Annotated in this window: 16 protein-coding genes; 7 read left to right on the forward strand and 9 right to left on the reverse strand. The window is 68.3% G+C overall.

The genetic code is table 11. The features are described from left to right. The first annotated feature begins 116 nt into the window (after positions 1–116). Complete coding sequence (locus tag IXW21_RS11290) at positions 117–1,877, forward strand: alkaline phosphatase family protein (protein ID WP_194764358.1); 1,761 nt, start codon at positions 117–119, stop codon at positions 1,875–1,877. A gap of 13 nt (positions 1,878–1,890) precedes the next feature. Here the strand turns inward: IXW21_RS11290 and IXW21_RS11295 are convergent, their stop codons facing one another. Further along, positions 1,891–2,235 (reverse strand): type II toxin-antitoxin system PemK/MazF family toxin, encoded by a 345-nt coding sequence (locus IXW21_RS11295; RefSeq protein WP_323742230.1) that lies wholly within the window; start codon positions 2,233–2,235, stop codon positions 1,891–1,893. Next, positions 2,232–2,465: a toxin-antitoxin system protein gene (locus tag IXW21_RS11300; protein ID WP_194764359.1), complete on the reverse strand. Its 234-nt coding sequence runs from the start codon at positions 2,463–2,465 to the stop codon at positions 2,232–2,234. Before IXW21_RS11300 ends, IXW21_RS11295 begins: the two co-directional genes overlap by 4 nt. Positions 2,466–2,505: 40 nt before the next feature. On the opposite strand from IXW21_RS11300, the gene IXW21_RS11305 reads away from it, so the two are divergent. Continuing rightward, positions 2,506–2,967 carry an ASCH domain-containing protein gene (locus tag IXW21_RS11305; protein WP_194764360.1) on the forward strand — a complete coding sequence of 154 codons (462 nt, stop codon included), beginning with the start codon at positions 2,506–2,508 and terminating at the stop codon, positions 2,965–2,967. Between the two features lie 12 nt (positions 2,968–2,979). Here IXW21_RS11305 and IXW21_RS11310 read toward each other — a convergent pair whose 3' ends face one another. After that, entirely contained in the window at positions 2,980–4,971 is a 1,992-nt protein-coding gene (locus tag IXW21_RS11310; protein WP_194764361.1) for an MSCRAMM family protein, read from the reverse strand. 249 nt (positions 4,972–5,220) lie between these two features. After that, positions 5,221–6,216: a hypothetical protein gene (locus tag IXW21_RS11315; RefSeq protein ID WP_194764362.1), complete on the reverse strand. Its 996-nt coding sequence runs from the start codon at positions 6,214–6,216 to the stop codon at positions 5,221–5,223. 170 nt (positions 6,217–6,386) lie between these two features. On the opposite strand from IXW21_RS11315, the gene IXW21_RS11320 reads away from it, so the two are divergent. After that, complete coding sequence (locus IXW21_RS11320) at positions 6,387–7,400, forward strand: ECF transporter S component (RefSeq protein ID WP_194764363.1); 1,014 nt, start codon at positions 6,387–6,389, stop codon at positions 7,398–7,400. A gap of 3 nt (positions 7,401–7,403) precedes the next feature. On the opposite strand, the gene IXW21_RS11325 is transcribed toward IXW21_RS11320, so the two are convergent. Next, a complete protein-coding gene (locus IXW21_RS11325; RefSeq protein ID WP_194764364.1) occupies positions 7,404–8,459 on the reverse strand; it encodes an LLM class flavin-dependent oxidoreductase in 1,056 nt (351 codons plus the stop codon). 29 nt (positions 8,460–8,488) lie between these two features. Further along, positions 8,489–10,030, reverse strand: a complete 1,542-nt coding sequence (locus tag IXW21_RS11330) for a methyltransferase (protein ID WP_194764365.1) — start codon at positions 10,028–10,030, stop codon at positions 8,489–8,491. A gap of 98 nt (positions 10,031–10,128) precedes the next feature. On the opposite strand from IXW21_RS11330, the gene IXW21_RS11335 reads away from it, so the two are divergent. From IXW21_RS11335 to trxA, 4 genes are all read left to right on the forward strand, one after another. Further along, the gene (locus IXW21_RS11335) at positions 10,129–12,267 is read left to right on the forward strand and encodes a DUF6049 family protein (RefSeq protein WP_194764366.1); all 2,139 of its coding nucleotides are present in this window, start codon (positions 10,129–10,131) and stop codon (positions 12,265–12,267) included. Then, entirely contained in the window at positions 12,260–13,879 is a 1,620-nt protein-coding gene (murJ, locus tag IXW21_RS11340) for a murein biosynthesis integral membrane protein MurJ (protein WP_194764367.1), read from the forward strand. Before IXW21_RS11335 ends, murJ begins: the two co-directional genes overlap by 8 nt. Before the next feature lie 93 nt (positions 13,880–13,972). Next, a complete protein-coding gene (gene trxB, locus IXW21_RS11345) occupies positions 13,973–14,947 on the forward strand; it encodes a thioredoxin-disulfide reductase (protein ID WP_194764368.1) in 975 nt (324 codons plus the stop codon). Positions 14,948–15,014: 67 nt separating this feature from the next. Next, entirely contained in the window at positions 15,015–15,338 is a 324-nt protein-coding gene (gene trxA, locus IXW21_RS11350) for a thioredoxin (protein WP_194764369.1), read from the forward strand. Positions 15,339–15,518: 180 nt separating this feature from the next. Here the strand turns inward: trxA and IXW21_RS11355 are convergent, their stop codons facing one another. The 3 genes from IXW21_RS11355 to IXW21_RS11365 are packed head-to-tail and all read right to left on the reverse strand — an operon-like array spanning position 15,519 to position 17,848. Next, positions 15,519–16,040: a GrpB family protein gene (locus IXW21_RS11355; protein WP_194764370.1), complete on the reverse strand. Its 522-nt coding sequence runs from the start codon at positions 16,038–16,040 to the stop codon at positions 15,519–15,521. A 14-nt stretch (positions 16,041–16,054) separates the two neighbouring features. After that, positions 16,055–16,390 (reverse strand): tryptophan synthase subunit alpha, encoded by a 336-nt coding sequence (locus IXW21_RS11360; protein WP_194764371.1) that lies wholly within the window; start codon positions 16,388–16,390, stop codon positions 16,055–16,057. 9 nt (positions 16,391–16,399) lie between these two features. After that, entirely contained in the window at positions 16,400–17,848 is a 1,449-nt protein-coding gene (locus IXW21_RS11365) for a sugar porter family MFS transporter (protein WP_228528444.1), read from the reverse strand. Positions 17,849–17,870 lie beyond the last annotated feature (22 nt).

Genomic DNA, 17,870 nt, shown 5'->3' on the forward strand with positions numbered 1-17,870 from the left:
TCTCCGTTGTAGTCGCGGCGGATCCCGGGCTCCCGGGCGCTGACGCAACCCATGCGATCCTGACCCGATCCTCTACGGAACTCCCTCGATCGACGGCCGCGTTCTACGATCGGCAGATGGGTGCAGAACAGAACGAGTCCCCCGCTCAGCCCGACACCTCTCGCCGCGGCTTCCTCAAGATGGGTGGCGCCGCCCTCGCCGGCGCGATGGTCGGTGGTGCGGGCGGTGCGGCTATCGGGGCGGGTGTCGCGAATCATCGAGACGGCTTCGCCTCCGACCCCGACCCGTTCGTCGCCCTCACTCCGCGCAGCGAGCCCGGATTCGACCATCTCGTCGTGGTGATGGGCGAGAACCGCTCGTTCGACAACCTGCTCGGCTACCTCTACTCGAAGGACACACTCCCGAAAGGCGAGAGGTTCGAGGGTCTCGCGTTCGGTGCGCACAGCAACACGGCATCCGACGGCACCGTCGTCGATGCCCACGTCTACACCGGCGACACCGACCGGATCATGAGCCTCCCCGACCCCGATCCGGGTGAGGAGTATCCGCACGTCAACACGCAGATCTTCGGCACCGTCGACCCGAAGGACAACGCCGACCTGTTCGTCGATCAGATGTCTGCGCCCTACAACGCGCCGACGCACGGCGAGAAGGCCACGATGTCGGGGTTCCTCGAGGACTACATCATCAACTTCCGGCGGCTGCGCGCGGGCGCGGAGCCGAAGCCGGAGGAAGCCGCCCACATCATGGGATCCTTCTCGCCCGAGATGCTGCCCGTGCTGTCGACGCTCGCGTCGGAGTTCGCGGTGTTCGATCACTGGTTCGCCGGAGTGCCGTCGCAGACGTTCTGCAACCGCTCGTTCTTCCACGCGTCGACCTCGCACGGCTTCGTCACCAACCAGGCCGGCGGGGGCTACCGCAAGTGGCTCGACGCGCCCGCTGCCCCCACCGTGTTCAATCGCCTCGAAGACGAGAAGGTCAGCTGGAAGGTCTACATCGACAAGCTCCAGCTGGTGTCGTTCACCGGGATGCTGCATGCCGCAGTGCTCGAGAAGTACTGGCGCACCGAGCACTTCGGCACGATGGAGGACTTCTATGCCGACGCGAAGAGGGGCACCCTGCCGGCGTACGCGTTCATCGAGCCGCGCATGGTCTACGACCACAACGACTTCCATCCGCCCTTCGGATCGCCTCGCGAGAGCGAGGTCGACGGCGAGCCCGTCTACGACAGTGCGATCTCGGACGTGCGGGCGGGTGACCGCCTGATCCACGACATCTACGAGGCGGTGCGCACCAGCGCATCGCCGAAGGGATCGAACGCGGTGAACACCCTGCTGCTCATCACCTTCGACGAGCACGGCGGATGCTACGACCATGTGCCCCCGCCCTCGGCGACGAAGCCGACGAAAGACACCGAGGCGGGCGAGATGGGCTTCACGTTCGACCGTCTCGGATGCCGCGTGCCGGCGATCGCCGTGTCGGCGTACACGAAGCGCGGCACCGTCGTGCACGACGAGATGCATCACGGATCCGTCACCGCCACGCTGTCGCGATTGCACGGCCTCACGCCGCTGAACGATCGCGACCAATCGGCGAACACGCTCTTCGCCGCCGTGAACCTCGATCAGCCCCGGCATCCCGCCGACTGGCCCGTCACGACGCCCGCATACACGCCGCCGAACCCCGAACGAGCCGAACCGAAGCCGGGTGATCCGACCGAGATGAAGCCGCTCACCCCGCCCGCGCGGGGACTGCTCGGCCTGCTCATCGCCAAGTACGGAAAGCCCGGCGAGCCGGAACCGCAGACCTTCGCGGATGCCTATCGACTGCTGCACGAGCACGGCGAGGAGCTGTTCGGCCCGCCCTCGGGGAGTTGACCTCCCGCGGGGGTCAGAGATCGAGGAAGTCGCCGAGCCACGCTCGCACGGCGTCGAGACAATCGGGAGTGACGGAGCCCGCGATTCCTGTGAGGCGCTCCCGAGTGAGCGTGCGTGGCTGCTCGGTCATCACCCACGCGGGGCGATCCAGACCGCTGGGTCCCTCCACGAGGACGTGGTTGGGCCAGCCGCGGTCGGTGGTCGTGATCGGGAGGGCGATGACGAGCGTGGTGACCGCATCGAGGTAGCCGGCAGACGCCACGACGAGAATCGGGCGATGACTGCCCTGCTCACGTCCTCGGATCGGCGCCAGCGTGGCCCACGCCACCGATCCCGGGACCGGTTCGATCGTGGTCACGACGAGGCGGAGAGCTCGGTTCGCTCCCACTCCGCGGTCTCAGCCGCGTGGCTCTCTGCGTCTGCGCCTGATGTCCGCGCGACCGCATCCTTCAGAGACGCGAGCCGTCGTCGCCGATCCTCCGCGTCTGCGAGACGCTCGAGGTGCGCGCCCAGAGTGACTCCGTCGCGGCCCGCTTGTGCCTTGAGACGGTCGCGGAGCTCATCGGTCACCTTGATCGTCGTAGTCATACTTTTAGTATACCGAGACGCAGCGTCCTAGGGTGGGGGCATGACCGACCCCTCCGCCATCGCCGAATACTGGGAGCGCGTGCGCGCGGATGTGCCCACTCTTCCTGAGGTTGTGCCCGGCGCCTGGGCTTTCGGCGCGACGCCCGCTCATGCCGATGCCCTGCTGGCTCTCGTGATCGACGGTGTCAAGACCGGCACCGCATCGTCGCTGTGGGACTACGAGGCCACCGGCGACCCCCAGCCGTACCTCGGAGAGTTCAGCATCATCCTCGACGGCTCGGGTGCGCCCCGCGCCGTGATCGAGACCACCGACGTCACGATCGTGCCGTTCGACCAGGTCACGTCCGAGCACGCCCACTCCGAGGGCGAAGGCGACCGCACCCTCGACTACTGGCGTACGAGCCACGAGCGCTACTGGCGCACGTACTCCGAGAGCCCGCGCGGCTTCGCCCCGGACATGCCCATCATCTGTGAGCGGTTCCGCGTCATCCACCCGCGCTGACGCGGCCTGTGCTCACTCGGCGTCGGAGTCTCGCGTCGCACTGTTCGAGCGACGGCGGGAGAAGGCGAACAGACCCGCTCCGAGCACCAGCACTCCGGCGCCGACCGCACCCCACGTCACCGTCTCGGGACCGAGGCCGGTCGCCGGCAGGGCGCCGTTCCCGGTGCCGGGGGGCGTCACGGGAGCGACCGGCGGATCGGTCGGGTCCACCGGCGGATTCGGCGTGGGAGTCGGCGCGTCCGCTGCCTGCAGCGTGAAGTCCTGATCCATGAAGGCCTCGCCGGCTGCCGTGATCACCACGGTGCGCGTGGCTGAGCCGACGACCGTGCTTCCCGATGGGGCCGTGATCGTCATCGAGTACTCACCCGGCGGCAGTTCGCCGAGCCCGTAGTTGCCCTCGGCATCCGTCGTGAGCTGCACGCTTCCGTCGGGGCCCACGATCGTGATCACGACCCCGCCGACGGGCACGCCGCCGTCGGTGACGACGCTTCCGTCGATCGACCCGAGTCGGGCGATGTCGAAGTCGATGTCGACCACGTCGTCGGACTCGACGGTCCGATCGATCGATGTGGGGCCGGTCGCGATGTATCCGTCGGGAACGGTGATGGAGATCGTGTAGTCGCCCCCGGGGATACGCGGGAACGTGAAACCACCGTCGGCGTCCGTCACCGTGGTGACGGGCGGAACGTCCGAGGTCTCCGCGGTCACGGTGACCCCCGGGAGTCCCTCGCCGTTCGATTCCACAGTGCCGCTCAGGGTCGGGTTCTCGACGAGCACGATGTCGTCGACCTGGATCGGCTCCTCGCTGTCCTCCGGAACGACGACAGGTGCGACGGGAAGGTCGGTCGAGTATCCGGGAGGAGGGGTCACCACCACCGTGTGCTCGCCGGCCGGCACCTCGTCGAAGACGTAGACGCCCTCGTCGTCGGTCGTCGTCTCCTGATCGCCGTCGATGGACACCTGAACGTCGGGAACGGGCTGACCCTCGTCGTCGATCACTCGACCGGACACCTCGGTGCCGACGATGTCGCGCACGACGAACTCGGCCACACCATCGGCCTCGGTGAGGTCGACCTCGATCGCACCGGGGCCCACCGGGACTGTGCCGGCGGGAGTGGCCGCGCGCACCGTGTAGCCGTCTGTGGCGACGAAGCCGGGGAACTCGTAGGAGCCGTCCGCTGCGGTCGTGGTGGTTCCGACGACATCGCCGTTGGCGTCGACGAGTGTCAGTTCGACGCCCTCCAACGGCCCGGTCACCTCATCGACGACCGATCCGGTGATGTCACGCGCGATCGAGGCGAACCAGGTCTGGTAGACGGGGAAGCCCGCGCGCCGGGTGAACACGAAGGAGAGCGTGCTGATCGGCGCCGCAGGCTCGAACCAGGCTGCCGAACCACTGGTGTCTGCGGCCTCGGCGTTGCCGGTGAGGGTCAGCGTGCCGGCATCCCAGCTCGGGATGTCATCGGCGCTGCCAGTGCACGAGGGCTTGCCCGCGATGCCGGGCGCGCAGTAGTTGAAGCCGCCGCGGAAGCCGATCTGCTCGGCGGTGAGGGCCTGCCCGTCGGGACCGATCGCTTCGATGCGCACCGCATCGGCGTCGATGTCACCGAGGACGAAGGTCCATCCCGACGTCGGGGTCGGCGAGGTGAAGGAGTACGTGGTGGTCGACGGGCTCGTCGCGTTGTCGACCCGCGGGCGCAGGTTCATGTACTGCTGGTCGCGGCTGCTGCCGTACTTCGCGCCGACCGGCGTGCCCTCGGCGAGCCAGGTGCTGGCTCCCGAGACGAGCCCCACCTGTCCGGCGCGGGAATCGCTCGTCACGGATGCGGTGATCGCCGGGTTCGCCGCGACCTGCACACTCGAGGTGAACGACCCGGCAGAGCCTGCGAGCGGCTGCCAGCTCGCCCATGCCGTGGTGGTCGCCGCCGCGGCCGGGATCGCCCCCACGACCACGGCGAAAGCGACGATCACTGCTGCCAGAACTCCGGTTTTCTGCACACGCATGCGGTCAGAGTATCGGCATATTGCTGCCCTGACCAGGACGGATCTGCGGCTCGGTGACACGGTGCCGCGGTCTCCCAGAACCCCTGAGCCTGTCGAAGTTCCTCCCACTCCGACAGGCTCAGCACCCCCAGATCCGCGAGTTCGGCGCCCCCGTGCGCCGAACTCGCCCCCCGGTACGGCGAGCGCATTCCCCGAGCCACGCGCTCGCCCACCCTCCCGACCGACGGCGTCCGCGCCGAGCCGACGGCCTCATGCCCGCTCGGCCTCGAACCAGCGCCGGAAGACCTCCGCGGTGATCCACGCGAGCTCGTCCAGTTCCCCGATCGGCACCGCATGCGTCTTGGGGCCGATGGCCCACCCGTCGGTGTATCCCTTCGCCAGGTGCACGTCGTTCCCCAGATGCTTCACCGCGAGAGCCGTCTTCCACCTGCCCAGCTCTCGCGTACTCACACCGGGTGCGCGGGTGCTGATCCGATAGCGGTCCTCCTCGCCGCTGAGCACCTCTCGCTGCAGCACCCGAAGATGCTCGATCCACTCCGGAACGACATCCGACGACTCCGGATCGAAGTAGTTCTGCGCGTCCTCCGGCACCGAGATCCCGAAATGACTCGTGAACCTGACATCCTCCGTGCGATCGGGCATCCGCCGCCCGGCGACCTCGAGCTGGCCGCGAATCGTACGGGCATCGGCGAGCATCGGCGACTGGAAGATCAGCGAGGGCATCCCGCTGCCACCGCGAGCGGTGCGGATGCTCCACCCTTCGAGCCCGTCGAAGCGCAGCGCAGTGAGCCGTGCCTCTACGGCGACCTTGAGCAGTCGGATCGAGGCGATGTCCTGCAGAGCTATGCGCGAGTCGGGGAAGCACCGCAGCGTCTCCGCCCAGGTGATCACTCCGACGTTCGGGAAGTCCGCGGCGAGCCACGCCGGCACTGCACCGACATGCGCGACGAGCACGAAGAGGTGATCCATCGCGGCGGCTTCGCGCCTGATCTGCTCGCGCGTGAGCTCGTGGTCGAACTTCGCCTCGATACCGACCAGGCACGTCTCGCCGTCGCCGGCATCGAACTCGAGTTCGACGTCGATGTGCTCGGCGGCCTCGCAGGACACTCCGACCAGATTGCCGAAGGAGGCTACGCCACGGCGCTCCTCGAGCAGACGGACGAGGTCGCCGTGGTGGTGTCGGACCTCCGCAGCGAGGGCGCGGGTGGCCATCGGCTCCGTCGTGAAGATCGGCGAATTGAGCATGATTCGAGGATGCGACGTGCCGACGTTCCGATCGCATCGACACATCACAGAATCACGGTTTTCGAACAACTTGGAACAGCACCCGAGGCCCTCGATACCCTGAACCCGTCGATCCCTGACCTCAGAGGGCAGTGGTCGCCGGAGCACGGGGGCGCAGGAAGGGGGATCCGATGACGACGGACGACTCATCGGTCGGTGAGCACCCCGACTCCCTCGACCGCATCGCCCTCGATCTCCAGGACCTCCGCGAGAATTCCGGGCCGGTGTCGTATGCCGAACTCGTGCGCCGCATCAGCGATCTCCGTCTGCAGCGCGGTGTGCGCGCCGCCGCCGCGACGCCGGCGCGGTCGACCGTCTACAACGCCTTCCGCACGGCCCGCTCTCGCATGGATCCCGAGCTGCTGCGCGACATCGTGGTCGCGCTGGGAGCCGATGACGCCGCCGCGGATGCCTGGGTGCAGCGGTACAGGACTGTGACTGTGCGACGACGCGAAGCGGGGCAATCCGTGCCCGAGCCGCCGTCGGCCGCCCAGCCCGTGCCCCGGGCGAGCAGACGGGTCAGGATGCCGCTCCTGGTCGGCATCCTGTGCGCCTGCATCGTCGTGAACCTGCTCGGCCTCTCGGTGACCGCGATCTTCGACCTCTCGGTGTACCTCGACATGATCGGCACCGCGATCGCCGCTCTCGCACTCGGCCCGTGGCACGGAGTCGTGGTGGCGGTCGCGTCGAGCGGCCTCGGGTTCGTCACCGGCGATCCTCACACCTGGGAGTTCGCTCCCGTCAACATGGTCGGCGCCCTGGTCTGGGGCTACGGCGTCCGGCGGTTCCGCTTAGGAGCATCCCTCGGGCGTTTCACGTCGCTGAATCTCCTGACCGCACTCGCCTGCTCACTCGTGGCGGCCCCCATCGTCGTGATGGTGTTCCAGGGCGGTGCGGGTCACGCGTCGGAACGCTCGATGCTCGCTCTCGAAGCCATGCAGCTTCCCTTCGTCGCCTCGGTCTTCTCCGCGAACATCGTGACCTCGGCGACCGACAAGCTGCTCACGGGGTTCATCGCACTGTTCGTGTTCACCCTGCTGCATCGCTCGTTCGGCGTCTCCGCCCAGCACATGCCGCTCGTCGAGAAGATCGCGGCACTGCGGTCCGGTGACCGAGTCGGTGCGCTGCGAGCAGTCGGCCGCTGACCGTCAGACCGCGTCGCCCTGCACGGGGCCTTCGGTGTTCGGCTTCCACCCGAGCTCGGGGGCGACGTACTTCGCAAAGGACTCGAGCACGTGCAGGTTGTACTCCGGTCCGAGCTGATTCGGGATCGTCAGCATCAGCGTGTCGGCCGCCATCACCGCCTCATCGGCGAGCAGCTGCCTGACGAGCACGTCGGGCTCGGCGGCGTACGTCTTGCCGAAGGTCGAGCGGAACCCGTCGATGATGCCGACCTGGTCGCCGTTCTCCTCGCTGCGCAGACCGAAGTAGGCGCGGTCCATGTCCGAGACCAGCGGGAAGACGCTGCGGCTGACCGAGACCCGCGGAGTGCCCGTGTGTCCGGCCTCTTTGTAGGCCGCCCGGTAGAGGTCGATCTGCTCGCGCTGCAGCTGGTGAAAGGGCACGCCGGTGGCCTCGGTGAGCAGCGTGGAACTCATCATGTTGAGCCCCTTGCGTCCGGTCTCCTCCGCGGTCGAACGCGATCCCGAACCCCACCAGATGTGGTCGCGCAGGGTCGGCGACTGGGGCTCGATGGCGAGGTAGCGTCCGGCACCGACCATCCGCGGGTCGCCGGGGGCGATGCCCTCGCCGTCGATCGCTCGCAGGAAGAGATCGAACTTCTCGCGGGCGATCACACCGCCGCGCTCGGGGTCCTCCTCGTCATGGAAGCCGAAGGTCTCGTATCCGCGCAGGGCGGTCTCGGGTGACCCACGGCTCACGCCGAGCGCGATGCGGCCGTCGGCGATCAGGTCGAGAGCCGCCGCCTCCTCCGCGAACTGGAACGGGTTCTCGTAGCGCATGTCGATCACACCGGTGCCGACCTCGATGCGCGTCGTGCGCGCCGCCATCGCCGACAGCAGGGGCATGGGAGAGGCCGCCTGGCGCGCCCAGTGGTGCACGCGCACGTACGCGCCGTTCACGCCGAGCTCGTCGGCGCCCTCGGCGATCTCGATGGTCTGCTTCAGCATGTCGCCGGCAGTGCGGGTCGCCGAGCCGTGGACGTCGGCGTAGTGACCGAACGACAGGAATCCGAAAGCCTTCATGATGTATTCGAACGCATGGATGCCGCAGGCTATTCCGCCGCGTGCAGCAGACCGTCGATCACGAGCTGACGGATGCGCGGCTCGAGGCTCGCCCACAGCTCGGCGAACGGCACCTCGAACAGGTCGGCGAGGGCCGCCGCGATCTGCATCACGGTCAGCTCGCCGTCGCAGGCTCCGACGAACGCGGCGAGCGCGGGATCGACCGAGATCGTGCGGGCGAAGCCGCCGCCCTGACGCAGTTCGATGATGCTCGGGTCGTCGTTGCCGGGAAGGAGGTGTCGAGCTTCGGTGACGTCGGCCGAGGTGATGAGAGTCGTCGGGAGGCCCCCGGCGAGCGCGTCATGCGCGGCGAGGCCCGCGCGCAGCGCTCCGCCGACGTTCGACACGGGCTGCGTCAGTCGCTCGACACGGCGCAGAGCCGGAGCGGATGCGGATGCCTCCGGCGGTCGCCGCACGAGGATGTACCCGAAGCCGACGGCGCTGACCCCTCGCGCGTCGAAATCGTCGAGCCAGGCGGTGAGCAGGGGCGTGAACGCGGCATCCCGCGGGGTGGTGCCGCCGTCGCGGATCCAGAGCTCGGCGTATCCGAGGGGCGAGAGCTCCTCGCGCTGCACGACCCACAGGTCGAAGTCCGCGGGAACCCAGGAGGAGAGGCGATCGAGGCCCGCCCTGCCCTCGAGCGCCGCCTGTCCGCCGCGGGACTCCCAGTTGCCGAGCAGCTGCGCGGCACCGCCCGGGGTGAGGAAGTCGGGTGCCGAGCGCAGGAACTGCTCGACGAGAGCATCGCCGACGAGTCCCCCGTCGCGGTACTCGTACTCGGGTACGCCCTCGACCCGCGGGGTGATGACGAAGGGCGGGTTCGAGACGATCAGGTCGAACGCCTCACCGGCGACGGGCTCGAACATGCTGCCCAGCCGGAAGTCGATGTTCGAGACGGCGTTGATCTGCGCGTTGAGTTCGGCATAGGCGAGGGCACGAGCGGAGATGTCCGTCGCGACGACCGCTCCAGCATGCCGGGCCACGAGCAGCGCTTGGATGCCGCATCCGGTGCCGAGGTCGAGCGCACGGTCGACCTCGATCGGCATGATGATCTCGGCGAGCGTGCGCGAGGCGCCTCCGACTCCGAGCACGTGGTCGGCGGGAAGCGCCCCGTCGAGGGCGACCTCGTCGAGGTCGCTGGCGATCCACCACTCACCGATGCCCTCGGCGTCGACGAACGACTGCGGGCGCAGCAGTGCCACGGGCACGACGGCATCGCCCTCGAGGCGGGCGAGCCCCAGAGCGACCAGACCCGGTACTCCGAGACGCGGGAGCGCCGCCGCCACGGCATCCGCAGGTTGCCGCATCCCGAGCACCAGCAGTCGCCCGAGAGTCGCGAGGGTGCCCTGGTCTTCCGCGATCGCACGCAGGATCGGCTCCCGCAGGCCCCGGGCCAGCGCATCGTCTGCCTCGTCGCCCCAGAGTCGTCGCAAGGACTCGGAGCGGAAGTCCGCAGCGTCGAGATCGGCGGCGAGCGCGGTGCTCAGGATCGGGTCGGGGACGGGCGCGGGGGTGTCGGACACGGCCGTCACTCTACGCGCCTTCAGGGTTCTCCCGCGGCCGCACGCCTAGAATCACAAGGTCAGCACTCACGAGCAGCCTGGACATCCGGCGTTCGAGGAAGACTTCCATGACCGCGACCACCCCCGACTACGGCCTCCGCGCGCGCCTGCATCGCCTGGCACGCGGTTCCGTCGTCCTCGCGATCGCCCTCTCCTCCTGCGGACTCGCCGTCTCGTCGAGCGCCGTCGGCGCCACGGAGTCCGACGATGAGGCCGCGGTCGTCCTGCATGTCGCCGCGGGTGTGCACGGCACCGTCGCCCCCGGCAGCGCGACCACGGCGTCTCTGACGGTCCAGAACGACTCCACGACCAGGCTGTCATCGGGTCGGATCGTGCTCGAGGTCAGCCGCACTCCCCTCGCCGACGATGCCGCCGTCGACTCCTGGCTCTCCGATGACGAGGCCTCCGGATCCTTCGACGAGATCGGCGCCGACACCACAGCTCCCGTCGACCCCGAGGGCACCGTGACGTCGAGCCTGTTCATCCCTCCCGAGGCACTGGCCGACCTGGGTCCCGGCGTCTACCCGCTGCGCGCGAGTCTGAGCGGTGCGCAGTCCGACGGTGCGGATGCCGTCACCTCGACCTCCGTGCTCATCGTCACCGACGTCGCCGCCTCTCCGGTGGCCGTCATGGTGCCGATCACCGCGACGCCCGAGAGCGGCGCGCTGCTCACCGCCGATGAGCTCGCCACGCTCACGGGCACCGACGGAGACCTCACGGCGGTTCTGGAGGGCGTCGCGGGCACCGCAGCCGTCCTGGCGATCGATCCCGCGATCCCGGCGGCGATCAGGGTGCTCGGCTCTTCCGCCCCCGAGACCGCACGTGAGTGGCTCCTGCAGCTCGACGAGCTCCCCAACGAGCGGTTCGCCCTGCAGTTCGGCGATGCAGATGCGCAGGCGCAGGCGCAGGCGGGGATGCCGGATCTCCTGCAGCCCACGAGCCTCGCCCCCTTCCTCAACCCGGCCGACTTCACGTCGGCTCCTGCCGGCCCCGGCGGACCGGATGCGACGGCGAGCCCGACGCCGACGCCGACCGACGGACCGGTGCTGCCCACCGACGAGCAGCTCACCACGATCGAGAAGGCGGCACCGGGCATCCTGTGGCCGCGCAGTGACGTCTCCATCGAGAATCTCGCCACGTTCTCGACCTACGTCGACGGCCCCTCGACGACCGTGCTCTCGTCGACGTCCGTCGAGGCCACGGCCGGCGCTCGGGCGACGATCGACGGCCGTGACGTGCTCGTCTCCGATGCCGCGGCCTCCGAGGCGCTGTCGGATGCGGCCGGAGAAGACGATCAGGCTGCGCGTCAGAGCTCTCTCGCCGAGGCGAACGCTCATCTCTATCTGTCGGGTCACGCGAACGCATTCGCTCCCCTGCTCGTGGCGCTCGACCGCGACGAGACCCGATCGGACGAGGCTCTCCGAGAGAGCATCACGGCCGTGGACTCGCTCGGCTTCGGCCTCGGGGCCCTGGAGGTGTCGCCGGCCGCCCCCGCGACCCTCACGAGCGACGCCGACGAGGCCCGCGCCGCGTCGCTGCGCACGATGCTCGACAGCGAGCCCACGCTCACGCAGTTCGCGACGATCCTCGACGACCCGCAGCTGCTGCTCAGCCCCACGCGCATGCAGATCCTGCGGGCGACCGGCGTCGGCCTCAGCGACAACGCCTTCGCCACTGCGGTCGCCTCGGTGCACGAGGCCACTCAGGACACCCTCGACGCGGTCGACATCCCTCCCGCGAGCACGATCCAGCTGCTCTCGGCCAACGCCGACCTCCCGTTCTCGGTGCGGAACGACCTGCCGTGGCCGGTGAACATCCGCCTGTCGGTGTATCCGAGCGATGCGCGCCTCGACGTCGAGCCCGTGACCCCCTGGACCGTGCAGGCGGGCACCACCGCACGCGTCAAGGTGCCGGTCTCGGCCCGTGTCGGCAGCGGCGAGGTGAGTCTGAGACTCGAGCTCTCCAGTCCGACCGGTGTGCCGATCAGCCAGCCCGAGACCGTGCGCGTCGCCGTGCGTGCCGAATGGGAGACGATCGGTCTCGTGGTGTTCGGCGGCCTCATCGTGCTGCTGCTCGGCCTCGGCATCATCCGCACCGTGACGCGCAAGCGTCGCGAAGCGGCGGAGGTCACTGACGCCGAAGCCGAAGCCGCCGGCGAGCAGGATGCCGAGGCCCCCGTCGCCCCGCACAAGGAGCCGAATGAGTAGTCTCGGGCGCGCCAGCGCAGTCATCGGCGCAGGAACGCTCATCTCCCGTGTGACGGGTCTGCTGCGCACCATCGTGCTCGTCGGCGTGATCGGCTCCGTCGGTGCCGGTGCGGCCGATGCGTTCGCGATCGCGAACCAGCTGCCCAACAACGTGTTCTCGCTGATCTCGGTGGGCGTGCTCACCGCGGTCATCATCCCGCAGATCGTCAAGGCGACGGCCGATGCCGACGGCGGCAACGCGTTCATCTCCAAGCTCTTCACCCTCGGCACCGTCGTGCTCGTGGTCATCACGGGCGTGGCGACCATCGCCTCCCCCTGGCTCGTGAGCCTGTACGCGGGCGACAACGTCTCTCCCGAGTTCCTCGCCCTCGGCACCGCCTTCGCCTACTGGTGCATGCCGCAGATCCTCTTCTACGGGCTCTACGCGCTGCTCGGCGAGGCATTGAACGCCCGCCGCATCTTCGGCCCGTTCACGTGGGCACCCGTCGTCAACAACATCGTCTCGATCATCGGCTTCCTGATCATCGGGGCGCTGTTCGGCGGACCGCTCACCCGCGTGTCCGACTGGACTCCTGAGATGATCGCCGCACTCGGCGGCACCGCGACGCTCGGCATCCTGATCCAAGCGGCGATCCTCCTGGTCTTCTGGCGACGCACCGGTCTCTCGCTGCGTCCCGATTTCCGCTGGCGCGGTGTGGGCCTGGGCAATGTCGGCAGGCTCGCCGGCTGGACCTTCCTCATGGCGCTCTCGAGCCTCATCGCCGGCCTCGTGCAGACGCAGATCCTCACGGATGCCGCGGGGAAGGCCGCATCGGTCGCCACGTTCCAGTACGCCTGGCTGATCTTCATGCTCCCGTACTCGATCATCGTGCTGTCGATCGGCACCCCGTACTTCACGCAGATCAGCGAGCACGCCGCCGCAGGCCGCGACGACGAGGTGCGCGCCGACATCGCGCAGAGCATCCGCACTCTGCTCTTCTTCATCGCCGTCGCCGTCGCCGCGGTCGCCGCAGCCGCGATCCCCGCGTCCCGGGTGTTCACGAATGCGGCATCCGACGCCTCCGAGGCCGCGCTCGTGCTCGTGTGCTTCCTCGTGTGCCTGGTGCCGCTGACGATCCTGTTCATCGTGCAGCGCACCTTCTACGCCTACGGCGACACCCGCACGCCGTTCTGGTTCACGCTCTTCCAGTGCGGGCTCGTGGTCATCAGCGCACTCGTGGCGCAGTGGCTGCTCACCGCCGACGTCATCGGGATCACCTCCCTCGCCGCCACGATCGCACTCGGTCAGTCGATCGCCAGCACCATCCAGACCGTCGTCGCCGTCTGGCTGCTGCACCGCAAGATCGGCGGGCTGCAGATCGGCACGTGGATGTCCGCAGTGCTCCGCTTCGCCGTCGCCGCCGTCCCGGCCGGTGTCGCGGGATGGGGCGTGTTCCTGCTCCTCGGCGGAGCGGACGGCTGGACGACCGCCGACAAGCTCCAGGGAGCCCTCGGAACCTGCATCATCGGCGCCGCGGTCGTCGTCGTCTACGTCGGGATCCTCGCTCTGATGCGGGCACCCGAGCTGAAGGCCGCAGGATCCATGCTGCGCCGATTCCTGCCGGGCCGATGACGCCCCTCGCGCGGGAATTCCCCGCGGTTACCATTGGTTGAAGCACTCGAACGCCGCAGGGATTCTCGGCGTCACCCCGATCACGGAGAGCACATGCGTCAGGTCATCATCATCGGCTCCGGCCCCGCCGGATTCACCGCCGCCATCTACGCGGCGCGCGCGAACCTCAAGCCGCTGCTCATCGCCAGCTCCGTCGAGGTCGGCGGAGAGCTGATGAACACCACCGAGGTCGAGAACTACCCCGGATTCCCCGAGGGGATCCAGGGTCCCGAGCTCATGGCGAAGTTCCAGGAGCAGGCTGAGAAGTTCGGCACCGAGGTCGTCTACGACGATGTCACCGAGCTCGACCTCGCCGGCCCCGTCAAGACCGTGAAGCTCGGAAGCGGCGCGGTGCACGAGACCCGTGCGCTGATCTACGCGACGGGCTCCGCCTACCGCAAGCTCGGCATCGAGGGCGAAGAGCGCCTCTCGGGCTACGGCGTCTCGTGGTGCGCCACCTGCGACGGCTTCTTCTTCCGCGAGAAGACGATCGCCGTCGTCGGCGGGGGCGACTCAGCGATGGAGGAGGCGACCTTCCTCACGCGCTTCGCCGACAAGGTCTACGTCATCCACCGCAAGGACTCGCTGCGCGCGTCGAAGATCATGCAGGAGCGTGCCTTCGCGAACGAGAAGATCGAGTTCGTGTGGAACAGTGAGGTCGCCGAGATCCTCGGTGGCGACTCGGTCACGGGAGTGCAGCTGACGTCCACGGTCGACGGCACCGTGCGCGATCTCGCCCTCGACGGCCTCTTCATCGCGATCGGCAACGACCCGCGCACGCACCTCGTGCACGACAAGCTCGACCTGACGGCCGAGGGAACGATCTGGGTCGACGGCCGCTCGGCGAAGACCTCGGTCCCCGGTGTCTTCGCCGCGGGCGACGTGATCGACCCCACCTACCGTCAGGCGATCACCGCTGCCGGTTCCGGCACGGTCGCGGCCCTCGACGCGGAGCACTTCCTGGCGGATTTCGATGACGCCTCGGTCGAGTTCCCGGCGGCAGAGGCCGCAGAGATCATCACCGCCTGAGCGGTCGGGAACAGTTTCACCTCGGCTGCTGTTGTAGCAGGCGAACCTCGAATCAAGGAGAACTCTGATGAGTGCAAAGGCTACGAGCCAGGCGACCTGGGAGCAGGACGTTCTGCAGGCCGAAGGTCCCGTCCTCGTGGACTTCTGGGCCGAGTGGTGCGGACCGTGTCGTATGGTCGCCCCCGTTCTGGACCAGATCCAGGCGGACAACCCCGACAAGATCACCATCCTCAAGCTGAACGTGGACGAGAACCCGCAGCTGGCGATGCAGTACCAGATCACGTCGATCCCGGCGATGAAGGTGTTCCAGGGCGGTGAGGTCAAGACGACCATCATCGGTGCCAAGCCGAAGCCGGCCCTCGAGCAGGACCTCGCCGCTTTCATCGGCTGATCAGGCTTTCACAGGGCCGCTACCCTTCCGGGTGGCGGCCCTTTCTGCATCCCCCGCCCCCTGCCCCGTCCCCCGTCCCGATCTGCGGAGCCGGTCCCGTTCTGCGGACGTTTCCGCCGGATCTGCCCGCAGATCGGGTCAAGGTCCGCAGATCGGGACGCCGCGGCGCGTGACCCGGGCTCAGGCCTTGTCCGACACCGGAACGGATGCAAGACCGCGCGCCGCCCGTGCGCGATCGACGATCTCCTGGATCACCGCCGTCTTGGCCTCGTTGTACGCGGTGGTGCCCTCCTGAGCCGACACCACGGCCGACTCCTTCGCCTGCTCATAGAGCACGACATCGTCGGGATGCCCGAGCAACCAGTCGCGCAGGATCCGCTGGTTCACGGTCTCCCAGTCCGCCGCGGTGAAGAAGTGCGCGATCGCGACGCGACGCTCGCCGGCCGTCAGGATCATGACGGGATGCGATCGCACGCCGCTGCCGATCTGCCACCCTCTCGCCTCGAGAGCCGGCCGGTGACGCTCGAGGTCGGCGACGGAAGCGATCCGCACCGCGAGATCGATGATGGGCTTGGCGCGCAGTCCGGGCACGGCCGTGGAACCGATGTGCTCCACTGTCCATGCCTCATCACCATGCGTGCGGATCTCCGCGGCGAGCAGCTCGAAGCGCTCGGGCCACGACGGGTCGTAGGCGACGAGCATCCGATCCACCGATGTCAGGAGGCGTCGGCGACCGTCGGGTCCCAGCGACGGTGGCGTTGCTTCTCGTCCAGCAGCCCCCAGACCGCCGGCGTCAGCTCGGGGTACTCGAGGGCGATCTGCCGCAGCACACGGTAGTGTCGAGCGGCGCTCGGACGCACTCCGTCGTTGGCGGCGATGTTGTCGGCGCGCAGCAGGTAGACGACGAGCTCATCGACGCTCGGCAGCTCCTCCATGAACTCCCAGGGGTCCTCTCCCCCCAGGAGTCGCTCCTGAATCAACACGGCGAGTTCGTCCGATGCCTCTGCACGCAGCACTTCGAGGCTGGCGCGGCGGGGAACGGACTCGGTCATGCTTCCAGCCTACGTCGCCTTGCGGGTGCCCCGGCGCTTCACCGTCAGCTCGTCGGTCATCTCCTCGAGCTCCTTGCCCTTGGTCTCGGGGACCTTGAAGTACACGAAGAAGAACGACAGCAGAGCGAAGAACGCGTAGAAGCCGTAGGCGAAGGTCAGACCGATCTCAGCGAACACGGGGAAGGTGGTAGAGATGAAGAAGTTCGCGGCCCACTGCGCGGCCGCAGCGACGGCGAGGGCTCCGGCACGGATCGAGTTCGGGAAGATCTCGCCAAGGAGCACCCAGACGAGCGGTCCCCATGTCGCGCCGAAGAAGACGACGAAGCCGTTGGCGCAGATCAGGGCGACCGTGGCCCACGGGTCGGGCAGCGTCGCCGTTCCCTGCGCGTCGAGCGTGCCGAACGAGAATGCGACGGCCATGAGACCGAGGGTGACGGTCATACCGACCGACCCCACCAGCAGCATGATGCGACGACCGATCTTGTCGACCAAGAGGATGGCGATGATCGTCACCACGATGTTCGTCACCGAGGTGATGACCGAGGTGAGCAGCGCGCTCGACTCGTCGAATCCGACCGACTGCCACAGCGTGGTCGAGTAGTAGAAGATCACGTTGATGCCGACGAACTGCTGGAACACCGAGAGCAGGATGCCGACCCAGACGATCGGCTTGAGGCCCAGGCGGCTGCCACGAAGGTCGCGCAGCGACTCTTTGCGCTCGGTGTCGATGGTGCCGGTGATCTCCTTGATCTTCGCCTCGACATCGAGGGTTCCTGTCACCGTGGTCAGCACCTCGGACGCGCGTTTCAGGTCGCCCTTGCGCACGAGGTAGCGCGGAGATTCCGGCAGGCGGAGCGATACGAGCCCGTAGACGAGCGCGGGGATCGCCGCGACCATGAACATCCACCGCCAGGCGGTGAGGCCCCACAGCGGCTGATCAGCCTCGCCTGCGATGCCCGCCAGCAGTGCGTCAGAGAGCAGCGCGGCGAAGATACCCGTGACGATGGCGAGCTGCTGCAGAGAGCCCAGCCTGCCTCGTACCGCGGCCGGTGAGACCTCTGCGATGTAGGCGGGAGCGATGACGGATGCCGCTCCGACACCGAGTCCGCCGATCACGCGCCAGATGATGAGATCGACGACGCTGAAGGCGAGGCCGGAGCCGATGGCGGAGATGAAGAACATCGCCGCGGCCACCACCATCACCGGGATGCGGCCGCGTTTGTTCGCGATGGGGCCGGCGAACCAGGCTCCCACCGCACATCCGATCAGAGCGGACGAGACGGCGAAGCCCTTCAGCCCGACGCCGAGATCGAAGCCGGAGACGTCACCGGCGAGAGCGTCGACCGCACCGTTGATCACGGCGGTGTCGAAGCCGAAGAGGAATCCTCCGAGTGCCGCGGCGATGCTGACCGCGATCACCTTCCGTTGAATAGCCGGTGTGGGCTGTGACGTGGACATGACTCCCCCTCATCGTGGTGAC

This window comes from Microbacterium sp. UFMG61, assembly GCF_015354505.1.
GTDB lineage: Bacteria > Actinomycetota > Actinomycetes > Actinomycetales > Microbacteriaceae > Microbacterium.

Bases quoted from the DNA above. Each gene is read 5' to 3' on its own strand.
- IXW21_RS11290 (WP_194764358.1), top strand. From the start codon at position 117: ATGGGTGCAGAACAGAACGAGTCCCCCGCTCAGCCCGACACCTCTCGC.
- IXW21_RS11300 (WP_194764359.1), bottom strand. From the start codon at position 2,465: ATGACTACGACGATCAAGGTGACCGATGAGCTCCGCGACCGTCTCAAG.
- IXW21_RS11305 (WP_194764360.1), top strand. From the start codon at position 2,506: ATGACCGACCCCTCCGCCATCGCCGAATACTGGGAGCGCGTGCGCGCG.
- IXW21_RS11310 (WP_194764361.1), bottom strand. From the start codon at position 4,971: ATGCGTGTGCAGAAAACCGGAGTTCTGGCAGCAGTGATCGTCGCTTTC.
- IXW21_RS11315 (WP_194764362.1), bottom strand. From the start codon at position 6,216: ATGCTCAATTCGCCGATCTTCACGACGGAGCCGATGGCCACCCGCGCC.
- IXW21_RS11320 (WP_194764363.1), top strand. From the start codon at position 6,387: ATGACGACGGACGACTCATCGGTCGGTGAGCACCCCGACTCCCTCGAC.
- IXW21_RS11325 (WP_194764364.1), bottom strand. From the start codon at position 8,459: ATGAAGGCTTTCGGATTCCTGTCGTTCGGTCACTACGCCGACGTCCAC.
- IXW21_RS11335 (WP_194764366.1), top strand. From the start codon at position 10,129: ATGACCGCGACCACCCCCGACTACGGCCTCCGCGCGCGCCTGCATCGC.
- murJ (WP_194764367.1), top strand. From the start codon at position 12,260: ATGAGTAGTCTCGGGCGCGCCAGCGCAGTCATCGGCGCAGGAACGCTC.
- trxB (WP_194764368.1), top strand. From the start codon at position 13,973: ATGCGTCAGGTCATCATCATCGGCTCCGGCCCCGCCGGATTCACCGCC.
- trxA (WP_194764369.1), top strand. From the start codon at position 15,015: ATGAGTGCAAAGGCTACGAGCCAGGCGACCTGGGAGCAGGACGTTCTG.
- IXW21_RS11355 (WP_194764370.1), bottom strand. From the start codon at position 16,040: ATGCTCGTCGCCTACGACCCGTCGTGGCCCGAGCGCTTCGAGCTGCTC.
- IXW21_RS11360 (WP_194764371.1), bottom strand. From the start codon at position 16,390: ATGACCGAGTCCGTTCCCCGCCGCGCCAGCCTCGAAGTGCTGCGTGCA.
- IXW21_RS11365 (WP_228528444.1), bottom strand. From the start codon at position 17,848: ATGTCCACGTCACAGCCCACACCGGCTATTCAACGGAAGGTGATCGCG.